This window comes from Kitasatospora sp. Root107 (assembly GCF_001424875.1).
In the GTDB taxonomy this organism is placed as follows: Bacteria; Actinomycetota; Actinomycetes; order Streptomycetales; family Streptomycetaceae; genus Kitasatospora.
Genome location: NZ_LMCT01000067.1, coordinates 280993 through 299452, shown reverse-complemented (window position 1 = coordinate 299452; position 18460 = coordinate 280993). Strand labels below are relative to the sequence as shown.

The 18460-nt window shown below is 72.3% G+C and carries 24 protein-coding genes and 1 tRNA gene; 22 read left to right on the top strand and 3 right to left on the bottom strand.

Annotation, left to right across the window (positions count from 1 at the left end; all coding sequences use genetic code 11):
• Nucleotides 1–240 precede the first annotated feature (240 nt).
• The 19 genes from ASC99_RS32610 to ASC99_RS32535 all read left to right on the top strand — a co-directional run bounded on the left by ASC99_RS32610 (nt 241) and on the right by ASC99_RS32535 (nt 12705).
• On the top strand, nt 241–522 hold the full coding sequence (locus ASC99_RS32610) for a hypothetical protein (RefSeq protein ID WP_057238869.1): 282 nt from the start codon (nt 241–243) through the stop codon (nt 520–522).
• Nucleotides 522–680 carry a hypothetical protein gene (locus ASC99_RS39175; RefSeq protein WP_157531893.1) on the top strand — a complete coding sequence of 53 codons (159 nt, stop codon included), beginning with the start codon at nt 522–524 and terminating at the stop codon, nt 678–680. The genes ASC99_RS32610 and ASC99_RS39175 overlap by 1 nt, the downstream gene beginning before the upstream one ends.
• A complete protein-coding gene (locus tag ASC99_RS39950) occupies nt 677–1741 on the top strand; it encodes a hypothetical protein (RefSeq protein ID WP_200948486.1) in 1065 nt (354 codons plus the stop codon). The genes ASC99_RS39175 and ASC99_RS39950 overlap by 4 nt, the downstream gene beginning before the upstream one ends.
• A gap of 115 nt (nt 1742–1856) precedes the next feature.
• Nucleotides 1857–2093, top strand: coding sequence for a hypothetical protein (locus ASC99_RS32600; protein ID WP_057238867.1), 237 nt, complete (start codon nt 1857–1859; stop codon nt 2091–2093).
• A 169-nt stretch (nt 2094–2262) separates the two neighbouring features.
• Entirely contained in the window at nt 2263–2613 is a 351-nt protein-coding gene (locus ASC99_RS32595) for a peptidoglycan-binding protein (RefSeq protein WP_057238865.1), read from the top strand.
• A 76-nt stretch (nt 2614–2689) separates the two neighbouring features.
• Nucleotides 2690–2914 carry a hypothetical protein gene (locus ASC99_RS32590; RefSeq protein WP_157531892.1) on the top strand — a complete coding sequence of 75 codons (225 nt, stop codon included), beginning with the start codon at nt 2690–2692 and terminating at the stop codon, nt 2912–2914.
• A 38-nt stretch (nt 2915–2952) separates the two neighbouring features.
• Complete coding sequence (locus ASC99_RS32585) at nt 2953–3273, top strand: hypothetical protein (protein ID WP_057238862.1); 321 nt, start codon at nt 2953–2955, stop codon at nt 3271–3273.
• Nucleotides 3274–3292: 19 nt separating this feature from the next.
• Entirely contained in the window at nt 3293–3424 is a 132-nt protein-coding gene (locus ASC99_RS41830; protein ID WP_255359302.1) for a hypothetical protein, read from the top strand.
• Nucleotides 3417–4037, top strand: coding sequence for a hypothetical protein (locus ASC99_RS32580; protein ID WP_057238860.1), 621 nt, complete (start codon nt 3417–3419; stop codon nt 4035–4037). Before ASC99_RS41830 ends, ASC99_RS32580 begins: the two co-directional genes overlap by 8 nt.
• Nucleotides 4038–4101: 64 nt before the next feature.
• The gene (locus ASC99_RS32575; RefSeq protein WP_057238859.1) at nt 4102–4626 is read left to right on the top strand and encodes a hypothetical protein; all 525 of its coding nucleotides are present in this window, start codon (nt 4102–4104) and stop codon (nt 4624–4626) included.
• A gap of 44 nt (nt 4627–4670) precedes the next feature.
• Nucleotides 4671–6863, top strand: a complete 2193-nt coding sequence (locus ASC99_RS32570) for a hypothetical protein (RefSeq protein ID WP_157531891.1) — start codon at nt 4671–4673, stop codon at nt 6861–6863.
• Nucleotides 6864–7127: 264 nt separating this feature from the next.
• Nucleotides 7128–7280 carry a hypothetical protein gene (locus ASC99_RS39945; protein WP_200948485.1) on the top strand — a complete coding sequence of 51 codons (153 nt, stop codon included), beginning with the start codon at nt 7128–7130 and terminating at the stop codon, nt 7278–7280.
• Nucleotides 7281–7407: 127 nt separating this feature from the next.
• Complete coding sequence (gene ssb, locus ASC99_RS32565) at nt 7408–7902, top strand: single-stranded DNA-binding protein (protein WP_057238855.1); 495 nt, start codon at nt 7408–7410, stop codon at nt 7900–7902.
• 107 nt (nt 7903–8009) lie between these two features.
• Entirely contained in the window at nt 8010–8594 is a 585-nt protein-coding gene (locus tag ASC99_RS32560) for a hypothetical protein (RefSeq protein WP_057238852.1), read from the top strand.
• A gap of 11 nt (nt 8595–8605) precedes the next feature.
• Nucleotides 8606–8950 (top strand): hypothetical protein, encoded by a 345-nt coding sequence (locus tag ASC99_RS32555; RefSeq protein ID WP_057238851.1) that lies wholly within the window; start codon nt 8606–8608, stop codon nt 8948–8950.
• A gap of 68 nt (nt 8951–9018) precedes the next feature.
• Nucleotides 9019–9948, top strand: coding sequence for a bifunctional DNA primase/polymerase (locus tag ASC99_RS32550; RefSeq protein ID WP_057238848.1), 930 nt, complete (start codon nt 9019–9021; stop codon nt 9946–9948).
• Nucleotides 9945–11243: a DUF3631 domain-containing protein gene (locus tag ASC99_RS32545; protein ID WP_082598813.1), complete on the top strand. Its 1299-nt coding sequence runs from the start codon at nt 9945–9947 to the stop codon at nt 11241–11243. Before ASC99_RS32550 ends, ASC99_RS32545 begins: the two co-directional genes overlap by 4 nt.
• 139 nt (nt 11244–11382) lie before the next feature.
• Nucleotides 11383–11571, top strand: coding sequence for a helix-turn-helix domain-containing protein (locus ASC99_RS32540; protein WP_057238846.1), 189 nt, complete (start codon nt 11383–11385; stop codon nt 11569–11571).
• Complete coding sequence (locus ASC99_RS32535) at nt 11572–12705, top strand: site-specific integrase (RefSeq protein WP_057238844.1); 1134 nt, start codon at nt 11572–11574, stop codon at nt 12703–12705.
• Nucleotides 12706–12773: 68 nt separating this feature from the next.
• Here ASC99_RS32535 and ASC99_RS32530 read toward each other — a convergent pair.
• Nucleotides 12774–12845: transfer RNA gene (locus ASC99_RS32530), tRNA-Val, on the bottom strand.
• A 170-nt stretch (nt 12846–13015) separates the two neighbouring features.
• On the opposite strand from ASC99_RS32530, the gene ASC99_RS32525 reads away from it, so the two are divergent.
• The 3 genes from ASC99_RS32525 to ASC99_RS32515 all read left to right on the top strand — a co-directional run bounded on the left by ASC99_RS32525 (nt 13016) and on the right by ASC99_RS32515 (nt 15067).
• The gene (locus ASC99_RS32525; RefSeq protein ID WP_235502873.1) at nt 13016–14272 is read left to right on the top strand and encodes a hypothetical protein; all 1257 of its coding nucleotides are present in this window, start codon (nt 13016–13018) and stop codon (nt 14270–14272) included.
• 50 nt (nt 14273–14322) lie between these two features.
• The gene (locus ASC99_RS32520) at nt 14323–14793 is read left to right on the top strand and encodes a DUF4442 domain-containing protein (RefSeq protein WP_200948484.1); all 471 of its coding nucleotides are present in this window, start codon (nt 14323–14325) and stop codon (nt 14791–14793) included.
• 61 nt (nt 14794–14854) lie between these two features.
• Nucleotides 14855–15067 carry a zinc ribbon domain-containing protein gene (locus ASC99_RS32515; RefSeq protein WP_057238839.1) on the top strand — a complete coding sequence of 71 codons (213 nt, stop codon included), beginning with the start codon at nt 14855–14857 and terminating at the stop codon, nt 15065–15067.
• A 40-nt stretch (nt 15068–15107) separates the two neighbouring features.
• Here ASC99_RS32515 and ASC99_RS32510 read toward each other — a convergent pair whose 3' ends face one another.
• The gene (locus tag ASC99_RS32510; RefSeq protein WP_057238838.1) at nt 15108–15992 is read right to left on the bottom strand and encodes a hypothetical protein; all 885 of its coding nucleotides are present in this window, start codon (nt 15990–15992) and stop codon (nt 15108–15110) included.
• On the bottom strand, nt 15992–18442 hold the full coding sequence (locus ASC99_RS32505; protein WP_057238836.1) for a phosphoribosyltransferase: 2451 nt from the start codon (nt 18440–18442) through the stop codon (nt 15992–15994). Before ASC99_RS32505 ends, ASC99_RS32510 begins: the two co-directional genes overlap by 1 nt.
• Nucleotides 18443–18460 lie beyond the last annotated feature (18 nt).

Here is an 18460-nt window from a genome sequence, read left to right as displayed (position 1 = left end):
AGGTCCCGATGGGCCTGCTGATCCGCGAGTCCCATAGGTCGCCTCACCGTGCCGTTTGCCGGTGAGGCTTCTCGACCAGCGTTCACGGTTCCCGGCGTGCACCGCTTCGGCGGCGGTACGTCGGGTCCCGCGGCTGCTCGTTGAGCGCCTGATCCACCCCGTCCGATACGGCTGCGGCCCCGGTGCTGGAACACCGGAGCCGCTCAGGGCCGTGCCTACCTGAGAGAGGAACCACGACCCATGAGGAACATTGTCGCAGGCCAACACGCCTACAGCCTCGATGAGTTCGCGGAGCTGGCGCTCGGCGTCGACGCCGAGCTGTTCGCCGGCGTACCGGGCGAATCCCCGGAGGAGCGGGCGGTGCGGCTGGACGTGGCCGGCGCGGTGCTGGAGGACCTGCGCCGGGAGGACTTCGAGCTGGCCGCCTACGCGGAGCGCCTGCTTCGCTCGGCGTCGGTGCCGCTGGTTCGGCTGGCCGTCCGTCGTCGCCCGCCGGCCACCACGTACGGCGAGGCCGCGTGATGACCACCAGTGCCCCGCAGGTGGACGAGTCGCTGCGTCGGGTGCGCCAGGCCGCCGAGCTCAACGCCGCCGACGCCCGGCGCTGGCAGCTCAAGCTGGCAGTGCTGCGTGAGCGGGACCGCCGGTCGCTCGGGTTGTCCACCGGCGGTGGACAGTGAACGCCCCCCGCGTCCACCCGGTGGACGCCGGTGGTCAGTTGGAGGGTGCGGATGTGCCCACCGAAGAGCAGGTTCGTCGGACGTCGGCGGTCATCACGGCCGGCACGTGGGTGCTGACGGGGGCGGTGGTCGCGGCGAGCATGTCCACCGCCGCCCCCTTCGTGGACGCCCACTCCACCGGCTACCTGACCGGCCCGGTGATGGTGATCGGCACGGACGGCTGCTTCATCCTCGCCCTCCAGGCCGATAGCGTCCTGGCCCGCTTCGGAGCTGACGGCGGGTGGTGGACGCGGCTGTTCCGTTGGGCCACCGGCCTGTCCACGGTGTGGCTCAACATCGGTCACTCCGCCCTGGCAAAGGACCTGGTCGGCGTGGCGGTGCACCTGATCCCGCCCCTGCTTTTGCTGTTGGTCGCCGAGGCCGGGCCCGCCTACCGCAAGGCCCTGGTCCAGCTCGCCCGCCGCGCCCGCCAGCACCACCAGGCGCCGACTCTGCCCGAGCCCGAGGCCGCCCCGTGGCCGCTGTACACCGCAGCGTCCACCGCCCCCGAGGCCGTGGATCCGGTCTCCGCCAGCCCGCTGCCCGTACTGCTCCCGGCCGTCCCGGTGGCGCTCGAAGCGGCTCCGGCGGGGCCGGCGGGGCCGGTGGACGGCACCACCGTCCACCCCGCGTCCACTGTCCCGGCCACCGCGCCCTGGTGGACGCCCACCACCCCCGCGGAGACCCACCCGGCCCCGGCCGAGAGCATCCCGGTGCCCGCACCGGAGCCGTCCGGGGTCACGGTGCCGGATCCGGTGGACGCCGCGGTGTCCACCGAACCGGCCGAGCCGTCCACCGCCGACGACCCCGCGGCCGGTGAGCCGTCCACCGAGGACGAGAGCGACGACAGTGAGGCCCCGGCTCCGGTCCGTCTGTCCGAGGACGAGGCCGCGGCCGAGATCGAGCGGTGCTGGCGCGAGCGGGTACCGCTGCGCGAGGCCGGCCGCCGTGCCACCCGCGCACCGTCCTACGTCGGTCGCGTCTACCAGCGTCTCAACTCCGAGCACGCCCAAGCTGCCTGACAGAGCAGGAGATCACCGTCATGAGCGACTACAACGTCAACGGCGGCTACGGCACGCCGCAGATCCCCACCCCGCCCCCGCCGCCGAGCGGCCCCTCCGACGGGAAGGGCCAGTGATGGGCATCCGCTCCTACCTCGGCCTCGCCAGCAACTCCGGTTCCTCGCAGTCGGGTTCAACCACCACCCGCACCGGCGGCCAGTCCAGCTCCGGCCCCTGGTTCGGCAGCGACAGGACCGCCTCGCTGCCCGAGCGCGAGATCCACCCGGAGCCGGCCGCCACCGACAACCGCGGTCGCCGCCTGCTCAGCCCCAGGCCCGCTCCCGGCACCAGCCGCGACCGCCTCGGCCGCTAACCCCCACCCCAGCCCGGAACCGCGCCGCCACTCCTATGTGCGATGCCCTGTCATGCCCATGTCTATGAGCCCCGTGGCTGCCTGATCCCCCGGCCCATCTGGCCGGGGGTGAAGGGGAGTTCCGGGACCACCACGGCCCCCTCCGCCCGCGTGAAGGAGACCCGCAACCGTGAGCACCCTGCGCACCCGCACCACCACCGCAGCCCTCGCCCTCACCGCCGCCATCGCCCTCGGCACCGCCGTCCCCGCCCAGGCCACCGCCCCGACCGCCTTGGTCCAGGGCACGGCGTCCTCGGCGGTTGCCGACCTCCAGCGACAGCTCAACGCCGAGCTGACCCAGCTCACCCCGCTGACCGTCGACGGCCGCTTCGGCCCGCTGACCGCCGAGGCCGTCACCCTCTTCCAGACCTGCGCCGGAATCGACATCGACGGCGTCGTCGGACCCCAGACCCGCACCGCCCTCAAGACCGCCGAGGGCGGAACGCACATCGACTCGCCGTGCCTGCGCACCGCCAACTGACCACCACACCAACCGGAACGGGCCCCGGGCGGTACTGCCGCCCGGGGCCCGATCTCTTCGCTCCTTGGAGCTTCGAATGCGTGCTGTTGTGTCCGCGCTGGCGGCACTGCCGCTGTGGGCGCTGGTCCTGATCTTCGCCACCGTCTACACCATTCCGCTGCTGCTGGGCTGGGCCCGCTCCGCCTCCCGGGGCCGCCCGGTCAGCAGCGAGGTCCTCACCGACCTGCTGTTCCCGGTGTTCGCCGGCGCCGGGGCCGTGATCGCCCTGTCCCTGCTCGGCGCCGTGCTCGACCTCGCCTAACACCCACCCTGCCTGGCCGCATTGAGAGGGGCCGCTCCGTGATCATCCGTGACCTGGTGGCCGCCGTCTGCGGCCTGCCCGCCTGGCCCCACCGCATCTCCGCCGCAGGTCGGCGCCCCGTCGCGGTGGCCGCCGACCTCGCCGCACTGGCCTGGGCGCTGCCCTGGTGGCCCGCCCACGCCGCCGCCAGCGGGCTCTACCTGCTCGCCGCCGTGCGGCTGTGGCGTCTGGCTCGCCGAGGATCCGCCCGCACCCGCGCCGCCGCCGCAGACCTCGCCCGCCTCACTGCCGGACCGCTGCTCGGCCTGGCCGCCGTCCACGCCGGCCCAGCGCTGCTGCGGTTCCTGCTCACCCACTGACCCCGCAAGGGAGGCACACGTGCTCGACCTGCTCTTCCTCGCGTTCTTCGCCTCCAGCGCGGCCACCAGCTTCTGGCTGCTGCTCGCGATATGCGCCCGCACCCTCCTGTCCCCGCTCCGCCGAGCCCGCAAGGGGGCCGCAGATGCCTGACACCAGCGAGATCCCGCCCCGTCCCACCCACGCCCCCGACATCACCACCCCGCTCCCGCCCCAGGATCGGGACTTGGCGGCGGAGCGGCTGGTGGAGGACTTCTGGACCCGGCCCCGCCCCCCGGTCGTCGGCACCAACTACGCAGCGTTGGGCGGGATCGCGGAGAACCTCGCCGCGCTCACCGAGGAGAGCCGGCAGGCCAGGCTGGACGCCGCGATCCCGCCCAAAGCGGATGACGCGGACCACCTGATCGACTGGCCCAAGGTCCGCCGCGCCGCCACCGCCCTGCGCCGCGCCGTCCAGCTCTGGCCCAACACCGCCGCCGCCACGACCGTCCTCGCCGGACCGGCCTGGCTCTGGCGCTCGGTGGTCGCGGATGTGTCCGGCTCGTTCGCGCCGGCCGCCGACATCGCCGACCCCGGACTGTGCCTGGGCCTGATGGCGCTGACCGGGGTTCTGATCGTCCGTCACTGGGTCCGCCGGCTCCCGCTGGGCCGCACCATCGCCCGCCTCGCCGCCTGGACCGTCGTGCTCGGCACGCTCACCCACCCGCCGGCCCTCGCCTGGGCCATCGCCCTGACCACCGCCATCACCTCCGGCGCCATCGGATGACCACCCCGACCCCCGCCGCTCACGCCGCCTCTGTCCTGCTCAACTTCCCGATCGGAGATGCCCGGTGACCTCGCTCGCCTTCGACACCACCCACACCGTCACCCTCGCCGGGTCCGGGTTCGGGTTCCTGCTGTTCGTCTCCACCTTCGCGTTCCTGTACTTCCAGAACGGCCGCAAGTTCAAGGCCCTCAAGAGGAAGAAGTTCCTCGTCCCCTACCTGCTCGGGCTGCTGGTGATGGTGCTGGCGTCGTCCTGCGCGGGCGGCCTGCTCGCCCTGATCTCCGGGGAGACCACCGCGTCGGGCAACCGCGCCGGCGACCTGCTCAGCAAGGGCATGGTCGGCGGCGGCGGGGCGGTCGATGTCGGCCAGCACACCGAGCTGACGTTCTCCGGGTCCTGGATTGCGCTGGCCATCCTCGTCATCTGCGGGCTGTTCCTGTACTTCGCGAAGAAGTGGGGCGAGCGCCTGCTCATGCTCTCCGGCGCGCTCACCGGCTCCACCTGGGGCCTGACCATCTCCCTCGGCGGAGCCGCCGCCTGGTCCGCCATCCCCCTCGCGAACTGGCTCGGCCAGCTCCTCATCGGCTGACCACGTCGCCAATCCCACCCCAACTGAACAGTGATGGAGCTGAGTTGAGAACCGAAACCGACCCCACCACCGCAACTGGAGCAACCGCCGAGGCGGCCGGCGCCGAGCCTGCCACGGAGGCTGTGCCCAACCGGGCTGCCCGGTGGGCCGGTTCGCAGGCTCGCCGCACCGGCGACGGCGCCCGCTACCTCGGCGCGTGGCTCGGCCACTGGGCTTCCACCGCCGACCAGTCCGGGGACGAGATCCGGCGCCGCATCGTCGCCGGCCAGCTCGAAGCCCACAACGAACGGCGCACCGACGCCGAGGACGCCCTGACTGCCGAGATCAAGAAGATCGTCCGGCTGGAGGAAGAGGCGTCCGACGGCGGCCTGACCCAGGCCCAGCGCGGGGACCTCACGTTCCGACGGGAGGCGGCGCGGCGTCTGGAGAAGTCCCTGAACGAGATGCGCAAGGACCGGTTCCGCCCGGTCCAGCCCACCGAGCGGCAGATCGCCCGCGCTCGCTCTCTGGGCCGTCTGCGGCGCGGCGCCGCCCTGCTCGGCGCCGCCACCGCCACGGGCATCCTCGCCTTCCACCAACCGTTCGCCGCCCTGCTCGGTTTGCTCGCCGTCACCGGCCTGGCCTGGTGGACCGGCACCCATCCGCCCCGCCTCACCCACCGCCCGATACCCGAAGACCTGCTGCTGCCCGAACTCGCCCAGCCCAGCAGCAAGTCCGATGCGAAGGACCAGGCCAGCGAAGCCGAGGGCACCGAGGTCCCGCCCGGCGAGGCGAGTGACGCCAAGGAGAAGCGGGAGCTGTTCCGCGGTGACACCGGCAAGCCGTTCCCGCTGCGTGAGGTCACCGATCCGGCGCTGGCCGCCGCCGGCATCCTGCGGGCGCTGGTCGCCGAGGGCTTGGCGGTCGGGTCGGTCACCGGCGTCACAGCAGAGCGGTGGGGATGGCGGGCGGAAGCCCGCCTCACCAAGGGCAAGCCGGCCGACCTGGTCGCCAAGCTGGCGAACCTGGACGTACTGCTCGGCGTCCGCCAAGGCGGCGTGATGGCCCAGCCGCAGAAGAGCGCCGCCGCCACGGTGGTGCTGCGGATCGTCACCTCGGACGCCTTCGACCCGATGCCCACCCACCCCGCCTACCCGCCGCGCTCCAACAGCATCAAGAACCCGATGGTCCTCGGCCCGTCCATGGACGCCACCCCCACCGAGCTCACCCTCGCCGGGCAGAACATCCTGCTCATCGCCTCACCAGGCGGCGGCAAGTCGGCGGTCATCCGGAGCCTGGTGGACTACATCACCAGCTGCACCGACGCCATCGCGTGGGACATCGACCCGACCGGACGCGGCTTCGGGCCCCTGCGGCGCCTGGCGGCCCGCAAGGCCTACACGCCGGAGGACATCGACGACGCGCTGGACGACGCAATCGCCTACGCGAAGGCGCGGGCGCAGGTGATGGACGACGACGTCGACAACTGGCAGGTCAGCGACGAGTCACCCGCCGGATTCGTGTTCGTGGACGAGCACCCACAGCTGACGCCCAAGCAGAAGACGAAGGTCATCGACCTGATGCGGATCGGCCGAAAGGCCCGCTTCACCGTCGTCCTCGCCTCGCAGGACGCCACCGCCGACGTAGTGGGCGACGCCGTCGCCGACGTGTTCGGCATCCGCATCATGCTGCCGTGCCGCAAGGCCGACGTGCCACTGGTCGTCGGCTCTGACACCGCGATCTCCGAAGGCTGGATGCCGCACCGCCTCACCCCATCCCCGGGGGACTGGGACCTCGCCGACGCCGGCTGCTTCTACATCATCGCGCCCGGCCTCTCCGACCCGATCCTGCGCAAAGCCACCTTCCTGGACGCCGTCGGAGCCAAGCAGCGGGCAGTGGAACGGCTCGCCGCCGGCCTGCCCGCCCTGGATCCGGTGACGACCGGCGGGAGCACCGGACCCCGGCCCGAAGCGCCCGCCGTCCTCGCGGCCCTGCGGGACGCCTTCGCCTCCGAGGACGCCGAGTGCCTCACCCTCGCCCAGCTCCACACGCACCTGGTGCGGGCCGACCCGCAGCGCTGGGGACGGTGGGACAACCGCACCGAGCAGGACCGGCTGCGCGAGGTCGGCAAGGCCCTGAGCGCCGAGCTTCGCCGCGCCGACATCGACCTGTCCACGGTCCGCCTGGACGAGCTCGACGGCGGCCCCCGGGGCATCCGCCGGGACGACCTCCACGCCGCACTCCGTCACTACACGTGATCGACGTGTGATTGGCGGCTGATCGGAATCTGATTGGCAATCGATCGGCGGGCATTCGCCCGTCAGCCATTGGGAAACCAATCAGCCGCCAATCAGAGAACCGATCGTGACCTGCGAAAACCAATCAATCCAATCAGAGACGGACACCCCCGCCTCCAGGCCGATTTGGGCCCAGCACGGACCTGATGACCGCCCCCGGCTCCGGCAGCCGGCCGGAACCCTCCGATCGCAACACACCGTAACCAGCGAAGAGAGAAGAACACCGTGTCCTACTGCGACGAATGCGCCTCCGAGCACTGCACCGACCCCCACGAAAACTGCGAGGAGTGCGGCGGCGACATCTGCGGCGAATGCTGCGGCTGCGACTGCCCCGACGCGGAGTGCCCCGGCTACGTCGCGCACCACCAGGGCCACTGACAACCAGCCTGCCCGACCGGCCGTGCGGTCCGGCCCCTGTCGCTCCCAGCGGCAGGGGCCGGACCGTGCGGGGGACGGACAGACCCGCTCCCGGACCACCACACGCCCCACCTTCTCGGAGGCTCCCGTGTCCGTCGGAGACACCCCCATCACCGTCGTCGGCAACCTCACCGACGACCCCGAACTCCGCTTCACCCCGGCCGGGGTGGCGATGGCCCGCTTCACCGTCGCCTCCACCCCGCGCTCCTACGACAAGACCACCAACCAGTGGAAGGACGGCACCGCGCTGTTCCTGCGGGTCACCGCCTGGCGCGAGATCGCCACCAACGCCGCCGAGACCCTCACCAAGGGCATGCGCGTGGTCGCCACCGGCCGCCTCGTCCAGCACAACTGGCAGACCCCCGAGGGCGAGAACCGCTCCATGCTCGGCCTCGACCTGGACGACATCGGCCCCAGCCTGCGCTTCGCCACCGCCACGGTCACCAAAGCCCAGCGCATCCAGGCCAGTTCGGCCGGCGGGCCGGCCGCCGACCAGTGGTCGGCCAGCGCGCCCGCCCCGGCCGGCGCCGGTGCCAATGCCGGTGGCCAGTGGTCCGGTAGCGGCGAAGAGCCCCCGTTCTAGCCCCGGGCCTGACAGAACGAAACCCCGCAGCAGCCTGCGCACTTGGCAGAGAGCTGGCTGCTGCGGGGTCCTTCCGATCACGTACGAGACGAGACCAGAGGTCCAGCATGCCCCAGAACACCAGCTTCGACGAGCACACCATCGCCTACACCGACGACGCGTACGACCGCGAGCGCGCCTCCAACGGCCACTCCCGCTACGGCGCCTACCTCGCAGACCGCGCCGACCAGTTCGGCGGCCCCCGCAACCCGCTCACCCCGGTCGAGTTCGCCACGGCCGCCTGGCACATCGCCACCAGCCCCGTCATGAGCCCCGGCTACGTCCTCATCCGCCCCGACCTCGCCACCCTCACGGCCGACGTGGACGAGGAGGGCAACCTCCACCTGCGGGCCGAACTCCCCATCACCCACCGGGCCCTGGCCGTGCGGCCCGCGGTCCGGATGGACGACTGGTCCACCTACCGCGACACCTGGAACCCCAGCCCCTGGCACCCGCGCATCCAGCCGGAGACCGTCACCCGCCCGACCCTGCTGACCACCGCCGTCTTCCTCATCCCGGTGCCGCTCCACCTGCTGACCGCGCCCGCCGGCGGTTACCACGCCACCCGCACCGTCCAGGAAGCCAAGCGCACCGTCCAGGCCCTGGCCCAGCACGCCAACCAGCACGCCCACCTGATCGGGGCACTGCGGTGAGCGCCCCGCCCATGACGGCGGCCGATCTCTGGCAGGCCGTCATGGACGCGCACGGGCACCGCTGCTGGTGCACCGGGCAGTGCGGGAAGAAGCACAAGGCCGACGACGGAGGCATTCGCTGCCAGCGCGAGGACGGCGGCCACGGGCACCGGCACGGCGGCGGAACCGTCCGCCTCATCGCCGCACCCGCCCGCCCGGCCGATCTCCTGCTGCCCCCGCACCGCGTCGCCGCGCTCCCGGCCGGGCGGCTGGCCGCCTGGTGCCCCGGCTGCCACCACGGCGCCCTCGCCGCCGCCCGCAAGCAGCAGCGCACCACCGCCCACGCCACCGAGCCGGACGCCCTGTTCAACCTCTGACCCACCGTCACCAGGCCCGCCACCGCGAACGACCGGTGGCGGGCCTGGTGCTTCCCGAAAGGGCCCTCATGACCGCACACCCGAACCCGCTGCTGGCCAGCGCGCTTGCGCTCGCCGCCCGCGGCTTCCATGTCTTCCCCCTCACCCCGAACACCAAGCGCCCCGCCCTCCACGGCGAAACCCGCTGCCCGGCCACCGGCATCTGCGCCGACGGCCACCAGGGCTGGGAGCAGCGCGCCACCACGGCACCGGAGATCATCCGGTACGCGTGGGAGCAGGCCCCCTACAACATCGGCCTGGCCACCGGCCCCTCCCGCCTGGTCGTCATCGACCTGGACATCCCCAAGAGCCCCGACGACACCCCGCCAAGCGAGGTCGCCGAGCTGGGCATCACCGACGGACGGGACATGCTCGACCACCTGGCCATCCGTCACCAGCATGTGGTGCCGCAGACGTTCACGGTCCGGACGTGGAGCGGCGGTTGGCAGCTCTACTTCACCGCCCCCGAGAGTGTCGTGCTGCGGAACACGGCGGGACGGCTCGGGTGGAAGATCGATACCCGGGCGGGCGGCGGCTACGTCGTCGCCCCCGCCAGCACCATCGACGGCCGCCCTTACACCGTGGAGTGCGACACGGACCCGGTCCCGCTCCCGAGCTGGCTCGCCGACCTGCTGGCCGAGCCGCAGCCCGTCCCCCGGCGCACCTGGACCCCGGCACCGACCACGGGCGACCGGGCCGGCGCGTACGTGGCCGCCGCCCTGCACAACGAGACCCGCGCCGTTGCCAGCGCCCCCGAGGGCCAGCGCAACGCCACCCTGCTGCGAGCCGCCCGAGCCCTGGGACGCTTCGTCGCCAGCGGCCAGCTCGACCGGGAAGAGGTCGAAGACGCTCTTAGGGGCGCCGGCGAGGCGGCCGGCCTCCAGAGCCGCTACGTCGACGGCGTGGTGGCCAGCGCCCTGGCCTGGTCGATCCGCAACAACCCGGGCGCCGCGGCATGACCAAGCAGCCAGACCACTTCTCCCCTAAGAGCAATCCCCAGAGCGACAACGGACCGTCGGAGCCCGAAGACGGGGCGCTGCTGCTGGACGTGGTGGAAGCCCACCATCGGCGCTTCAACGTCTTCCCCAGCGAGCACGCGTACGTCGCCGTGGTCCTCTGGGACGCCCACGCGCACCTGATGGACTGCTTCGGGACCACCCCGCGCCTGGCGTTCCTCTCCCCGGAGCCGCAGAGCGGCAAGACGCGGGCGCTGGAGATCATCCAGACCCTGGTGCCCCGGCCGCTGGTCACCAACGACATCAGCCCCAGCGCGCTGTTCCGCTCCGTCTCCAGCGACTCCGCCGGGCTCCCCACCATCCTGTGGGACGAGGTCGACGCGATCTTCGGACCGAAGGCAGCAGGGAACGAGGAACTGCGCGGTCTCATCAACTCCGGGTACCGACGCACCGGCGGGGTCATCCGCACCGTTCGGGAGGGTGACACCCACAGGATCGTGAAGTTCCCGGTCTACGCCGCCCTCGCCCTCGCCGGACTCGGCGGCCTCCCCGACACGATCATGAGCCGCTCCATCGTCATCCGGATGCGCCGCCGCGCCCCCAACGAGACGGTCGAGCCGTTCCGCGAGCGCATCAACGAGCCCGAGGGCCACGTGCTGCGCGACCGCCTCGCCAACTGGGCGGAGTCGGTGCGCGAGCAGGTCGACGGAGCGTGGCCCGAGATGCCCGACGGGGTCACCGACCGGCCCGCCGACGTGTGGGAGCCCCTGCTCGCCGTCGCCGACGCCGCCGGAGGTGCCTGGCCCGCCCGGGCGCGCGCCGCGTGCATCCACCTGGTCAAGGCAGCCCAGGGCGACGACAGCAGCTCCCTCGGCATCCGCCTGCTCACCGACCTGCGGGCCATCTTCGGCACCGCAGAGCGGCTGCTCAGCACCGCGCTAGTGGAACAGCTCAACGACCTGGACGACGCCCCCTGGGCCGACCTCGACGGCCGGCCGCTCACCACCCGGACCCTCTCCCAGATGCTCGGCGAGTACGTCACCCCCGCGGGCAAGGCCATCAAGCCCCGCAACATCAAGACCGGCCCCAAAACCGTCCTCAAGGGCTACTACGCCGACGACCTCGCCGACGCCTGGCTGCGGTACTGCCCGCCCGTCCCCGAGGAATCCGCTACCGCCGCTACCGCCGCTACCTCGCAGGTCAGGGCCCTCTTTTCGGTAGCGGCAGAGGTAGCGGTAGCGGCTAGCTCCCCCGCCCCCGCCGCCGATGCCCCAGCGGAGTTCACCACCGTCGGCTGAGTCACCTATCCGCTACCGCTACCACTGCCGCTACCAAATGACCCCCTCTGACCTGCGCGGTAGCGGGGTAGCGGCGGTAGCGGATTCCCCGGAGTGAAGCCGACCCACCAACTCAGCCATCACGAGCAAGGGACCGCCGTTGAGCACTGCCATCCCCGAAGTCCTCACCGTCCCCGAGGTCATGACGGCCCTTCGGATGAGCCGCAGCAAGGTCTACGACCTCATCCGCTCCAAGAAGCTCCGCACCTTCACCGAGGGCCGATGCCGCCGCATCCCCGCCGACTGCCTCACCGCCTACATCCGCAGCAAGATGGAAGAGAGCAACTGAATGGCCAAGAAGAAGCCCAACGGCTCCGGCACCGTGACTAGGCGCAAGGACGGCCGCTACCAGGCCGCCGTCTACGTCCCGCAGCCCGACGGCACCCGGGCCCGCAAGTTCGTCTACGGCAAGACGTGGGAGGAGTGCGACCAGAAGCGCAGGGAGTTGGTGGAGCGCGACAAGCAGGGTGTCCCCACCCCGACGCGTTCGGCGAAGCTCTCGGAGTGGCTCCCCTACTGGCTGGAGCACTTCGTGGTCCCGCAGCGCAAGCGCACGACGGCCTCGAAGTACGAGATGCACGTGCGGCTCTACCTCCTCCCCCTGCTGGGCACCAAGGGCCTGGAGTCGCTCAGCCCCCGGGATGTGCGGCTGTTCCTGGCGAAGGTGACCGAGCAGTCCAGCGCTGCCACCGCCAAGGAGGCGCACAAGGTGCTGCGGACCGCACTCACCGCCGCTTGCCGAGACGAGCTGATCAGCCGGAATGTGGCCATGATGGTGCCGCCGCCGCGCGTGGTGAGCAGGGAATCGCAGCCGTGGACGCTGGACCAGACCCTCGCCTTCCTGACCGAGGCCCGGACGGACCCCCTCTACGCCGCCTTCATGCTGGCGATTGCCCTCGGCATGCGGCGCGGCGAGATCATCGGCCTGCGCTGGTCGGACGTGAACCTCGACAACAGGTCGCTGGTCGTCAGTGAGCAGCTGCACCGCGTCGACGGCGCGCTCTACGCGGACAGCACGAAGAACGGCAAGCGCCGGCCGATCCCGCTCCCCCGGATCGCGGTGGTCGCTCTGCGCTGGCAGCGGCTGCGACAGGAGGCGACCCGGCAGGCGGCCGGCGCGAAGTGGGTGGAGACGGGCTACATCTTCACCACCCGGACCGGCCGCCCAGTCGAGCCGACCAACGTCTACCGCTCGTTCCGCAGGATCGCGGCCGACGCGAAGGTGCCCGTCGTTCGGCTGCACGACGCCCGGCACGGCACGGCGACGCTGCTGGTCGCCTCCGGGGTGTCGCCCCGGGTGGTGATGGAGATCCTGGGCCACAGCCAGATCGGGCTGACGATGAACGTCTACACTCACGTCACCCAGGACACCCAGCGGGACGCCCTGGCCAACATGGATCGGCTGCTGCGCAAGCCCCGTTGATGTCAGTTTCTGATGTCAGAAGCCCCGGACCGGGAACGGTCCGGGGCTTCTGTGCAGTTCAAGCACTGTGGGCGCAGACGGTTTCGAACCGCCGACATCCGCCTTGTAAGGGCGGCGCTCTACCGCTGAGCTATGCGCCCCCATCGTGGCGCGCCGAGGGTCCGGCGGCGTACGACGAGAGCCAAGAGTACCTGGTCCGGGGAGTGGTCCGCCGCAGGCTTTCGGGCCGGGGGGCCGGAAGGGTGCCGGGATCGTGGGGTGATCGGCGAGAATGGGGCGGAGGCGTGCGGACCGGACTGGGAGTGTGGGCGTGAGGGTGGCCGGTGGCGGCGGCGGGCGGGGTGGCTGGTGGCGGCGGGCCGATACGCAGCGGGCGGAGGCCCAGGCCGCCAGGGATGCGGCGCAGCAGGCGTTCTACGAGCTGGACTCCGCCCAGCGGGAGGTCGAGCTCGCGGTCGAGACGATCCGCGCGGCCGAGGACGACCGGACGGCCCGTCAGGCGCTCACCGACTTCCAGCAGCTCTCGGGCCGGGTCAACGAGGTGAGCGTCGAGTACCTGGCCGCGCTGGATGCGCATGACCTGGAGGACGCGGAGCTGGACGCGGCGACCGCGAGCCAGGCCCGCCGGCAGCTGGAGCAGGCCAAGCAGAAGCTGACGGGTACCCAGACCGAGCTGACCGGCTTCCTGGCCCGGCTGCAGCCGATACTGCAGCACGCCGAAGCTCAGCTGATCCGGGTCACCCCGGCGGTGGAGCGGGCCAAGCGGGCGCTGCTGGGTGCCACCACCGCGCTGGAGGCGGTCCGCTCGGCGGGGCTGAAGGCGGACGACCTGGCGGCCCGACTCGCCGAGCTGGCACCGGAGTTGACCAGGCTGAACGAGGGTGCGGGCCGGCACGGCGTGGCGCCGACGCTCAAGCGGGCCGAGGACGTGGCGCTGCGCGCCGAGGCGATCCGGGTCTCGGCCGAACAGCGGCCGGAGAAGGCCCGGGAGATCGACCGCAGGGTGGGCAGCCTGCGCACCCGGATCCAGGCGCTGGAGACCAAGAGCGAGAGCATCGAGCCCGCGCTGAGCGAGCTGCGCCGCCGGTTCAGCCTGGCCTGCTGGCAGGACCTCCAGCACGTACCGGAGCAGGCGCACGAGGCGGCCGTCGCCGCCCGGGCCAAGCTGACCGAGGCGGTCCGGGCCCGGGACGAGCAGCGCTGGCCGGACGCGACCGGGGCGATCGGGACGGTACGGGCGCTGCTGGACAGCGCGGACGGCTCGATCGCGGCGGTACACGGGCGGCTCCGGCAGCTCAACGAAGTGGCGCACGACCCGCACAAGGAGATCGAGCGGGCCAGGTTCGCAATCCGGGACGCCCAGCGGCTGGCGATGACCGGTCGGCAGACGCCGGACCCCCGGCACGCGGCTCCGCTGGACGCGGCGGTGGCCCGGCTGGACCGGGCGGTGGCAGCACTCGAGGAGGCAGGCCGGCACCCCGACTACTGGCACTTCCTGACCGAGCTGACCGCCGTCCGGGACACCGCCGCCGAGGTGGTCACCCTCATCCGGGGCACTCACACCTAAGTGACGCCAGTCACATTACCCGCCGGTAACTTCCTTGCTAGAGTCGCCCCATGGCACGCAAGCGCACCCTGAGCGCCACCACCTTCCGGCGCGGCATCAACCTCTGGCCACCGTTCCTGTTCGCGGGCATCCGGGTCCTCGCGGTCTCGCCGGACTTCCGCTCCGCGAAGGTCCGGCTGCGGCTGCGCTGGTTCAACCGGAACTGGGTCGGCACCCACTTCGGCGGCTCGATCTTCGCGATGACCGACCCGTTCTGGATGCTGCTGGTGATGCAGAACCTCGGCCCGGGCTACGTGGTCTGGGACGCCGCCGCCGAGATCGACTTCGTCTCCCCCGGGCGCGGCGACGTCTTCGCCGAGTTCGTGCTCACCGAGGACCGGCTGACCGAGATCCGCGAGCTCACGGCGGACGGCAAGAAGGCGCTGGTCTGGTTCCACACCGAGGTGCTGGCGGCGGACGGCTCGGTGGTCGCCCAGCTGCGCAAGCAGGTGTACATCCGGGAGAAGCGCAAGTCCGACTGACGCCAAGTACTGAGGCCAAGTACTGACGCCAAGTCCGGCCGACACTGGGTACGCTGCGGGCATGCCTCGCTACGACTTCCGCTGCCGCACCTGCGGCGCCACGTTCGAACTCCGCCGCGCCATGGCCCAGGCCGGCGACCCGGCCCTCTGCCCGCAGGGGCACACCGACACCGTCAAGCTGCTCTCCGCCGTCGCGGTGACAGGCGCCGCCGGCAGCGCCCCGCAGCAGCCTTCGGGCGGCGGAGGCTGCTGCGGCGGGGGTTGCTGCGGCTGAGTAGACGGATCGGGCAGTTCCCATGAAGCCGTACAGGCGGCTATGACACCCCTGAGGTCGGCGTCGCAGTTCCCCGAGCCCCTGACGGGGCTCGGGAAGTGCCTGCGGCGACCGTGGCCAGGAACTGCCGGACGATCTCCTCGCCCGCCGCCACCCCGATCTGGGTCAGCGCGGTCACCCCGGGCCCGGTCCAGCCCGCGTCCGCGAGCTCGCCGTGGCCCGGGCGCCAGCCGTGGTCGGCGGCCAGCAGCAGGTCCGCGTCCAGCAGCGAGTCACCGGCCGAGAGCACGGTGGCCGCACCGACCCGGCGCTCCACCTCGGCCAGCGCCGAGCTCTTGCTGAGCGGGGTGGGCACCGCGTACACCTTGCGGCCCTGCAGTGAGACCGACCAGCCGCGCTCGGCGCACCAGCCGGTGAGCTCCTCGATCCAGCCGGCCGGCAGCATGGCCCGCTCGACCACCAGGTACGCGAACAGGTTGTCGGCCACCCGGCGCTTGTGGGTCCACTCCGGGTCGGCGGCCATCGCCAGGTGCTCGACCACCTCGGCCAGCGGCGAACTACCCTCCTTCAGGCGGGACTTGACCTCGCCCTGCCATTCCTTGTCCGGCACGCCGCCGACCAGCAGCTGCCCGCCGTTGGCGCAGATCGCGTACGGCGGCACCCAACCGGGCGTCGGGCCCGGCAGGTTGACCCGCTCGTACTGGGCCCTGGTCCGGGTGGTGGCGGGCACGAAGACCACCTGCTGGACCAGCTCGACCAGCAGCTCGGCGGCCTGCTCGGTCATGAAGGAGAGCGCCTTGCCGTCGTGCACCTCGACCGAGAGCAGCCGGGGCGCCAGCCGGTCGGGGACGTCCAGGGCGAGCGCCCGGTTGGAGTAGATGAGGGTGCGGTCCAGATCGCTGGCGACTATGAACTGACGGTCCATCAGTGCTCCACCTTGACTGCCGTGCCGTCGGCGCCGGTCGCGCCGCGGCTGAAACGGGGGTGGATCAGACCGACGCAGGAGTACGGCAGGTCGTCCACCTCCTCGACGAACACGCCGCGCTGGGCGGCGAGCAGACGTACGTGGTCGAGGTCGGCGCCGGTGCCGCGCTTGGCCAGGATCCGCCAGGGCACCCGGCGCAGCAGCACCCGGGTGGTCTCGCCGACACCGGGCTTGACCAGGTTGACGCTGTCGATGCCGTACTCGGCGCTGATCCGCTCCATCGCGGCCCAGCCGGCCCAGTCCGGGGTGCGGTCGGTGCCGGCCAGCTCGTCGGCGGCCTTGACCGCGTCGGCGTGCACAGCAGCGAATCGGCCGGCCACCGCCTCGACGAAGCTCCGGGAGACGTCGGCCCCGGCCAGCTCGCGGTAGTACTTGGCGCCGTGGAAGTCGTTCGGGCCGATCAGGTCGGACCGCAGCACGGTGCGCGAAATCAGGCCGGAGACCGTGGAGTTGAGGCAGGCGGACGGGATCAGGAAGTCGTCCCGGGTGCCGTAGGTGCGCACGCAGCCGCCCGGGTCGGAGAGCACCGCGAGCTCGGGGTCGAACGGCATGCCCTCCAGCGCGGCGGCCAACTCCCGGGTGATCGCGCCCTTTCCGGTCCAGCCGTCCACGAAGACCACCTGGCGGGAGTCGTGCCGCTCGGCCAGGTAGCGCAGCGCCACCGGGTCGATGCCCTTGCCGCGGATGATCGAGACCGCGTAGTGCGGGGCGTCCAGGCCGTACGCGAAGGCGAACCAGCGGCGCAGCAGGATGCCGACCGGCGTACCGGCCCTGGCCAGCGACGCGAACACCAACTCGCTTCCCGCGCCCAGGCGTTCGCGGTGCAGCGTCTCCGCCACCGTGCCGACGGCGAGCGCGATCCGGTCCACCGAGGTGGTCAGCGCCTGCTGGAACAGCTCCTGGTACTCCGGGCTCGGCTGGTACTCGACCGGCAGCGACTCGGCGTAGTGCGCGCCCCCGGACTGGACCGCCTCCTCGCGCTCCTCGGTGGGCGCCTCCAGGGCGACCTCGGAGAGGTCGGTGAGCAGCCAGCTCACGTCCTCGGCAGGGTAGGAGGAGAAGGCAGGACCGTGCAGCGGGGCGGGAGTGCTCATCGGGCTCACAGACGGTAGCTGGCTCAAAGGAACGGATGGCAGTACGGCGAGCACCACCAGGTCGGTGACCCGGCTCAGTTGGCGCAGCAGCGCATGCTCGCCCTCGTGCAGGGCCGGGGTGTCGCCGGGCTGGTCGACCACCAGCACCACGGCGTCGAAGCGACGCCCGGCGTCGTTGCCGGGCGCGACGTTGTAGGCGTACCGCTCCCCCGGGCCGTCGGCCGGGTCGTCGTGGGCGGGGAAGGCCAGCCGGGTCCGGATCGCGTAGCCGGGGTGGTCGACCGCCAGCACCGGCGAGCGGGTGGTGGTGGAGAACCGGACCCGGTCCTCGCCGATCAGCTCGCCCAGCGCGCCGGCGATCCGCAGCGGCGCGTACATCAGCTCCTCGAAGCCGAGCACCAGCACGTTCCGCCGGTCGGCCAAAAGAGCGACCAGCGGGGCCGCGAGCTCCGGCAGCGCGGCGTCCAGCCGGTCCGCGTCGGCGGTGGAGAAGCCGTGCCGGCCGCCCTCGGGCAGCCCGGCGGGCCAGGGCAGGTCGACCCGCTCGACCGGTGCGGACGGGCCGTCCGGCGGGGTCTGGGCAGGGGCGGCGGCGATCAGCTCGGCGGCCCGGTCCAGTACGTCGGCGGGCAGCTCGACACCGCCGGTGGCGGTGGCCAGCAGGTCGAGGCGGGCGCCGAGCTCGGCGGCGGCCTCGGTCAGCCTGGCCTGGTCGGCCGGGGTGCGCAGGTCGACCAGGGCGACCACCACGTAGTGCGAGCGCGGGTGCCTGGCGTGCAGCGCCCGGATGGTGTTGAGCACGGTGGTGCCGGTGGAGAACTCGTCGTCCACCAGCACCAGCGGCCCGTCCCCGGCCAGGAAGGCCGGGTCGGTGGGCAGCAGCAGGTGCGAGGTGGCGTGCGAGTGCTCCTCCTCGAAGCCGCCGACCGGGGCGACCCCGGCCACCGGCCGTCGGGTGGAGTGCAGGTAGGGCGCACCGAGGCCGTCGGCGACGCTGTGGCCGAGCGCGGTGGCGGTCTCGGCGTACCCGAGCACCACCGCCTTCGCGGCGGCGTCCGGGCCGAGCAGCTCGCGGACCCGGCGGCCCAGCTCCACCCCGGTGCCGTGCACCACGGCGGGCCGCTGCGGCACGTGCTTGCCGAGCACCTGGGAGACCAGCAGGTGGGCCCGCTTCTTGTTCTCCCGCAGCGCGAGCCCGATCAGCTCCGGCAGTTCGGGCGAGCCGGTGAGCCGGAGACCGAGCCGCTCGGTGACCCAACCGCCGGTCCACGTCCCTGATGCGTCCTGAACTGCCAAAACTCCTGCTTTCTCGGT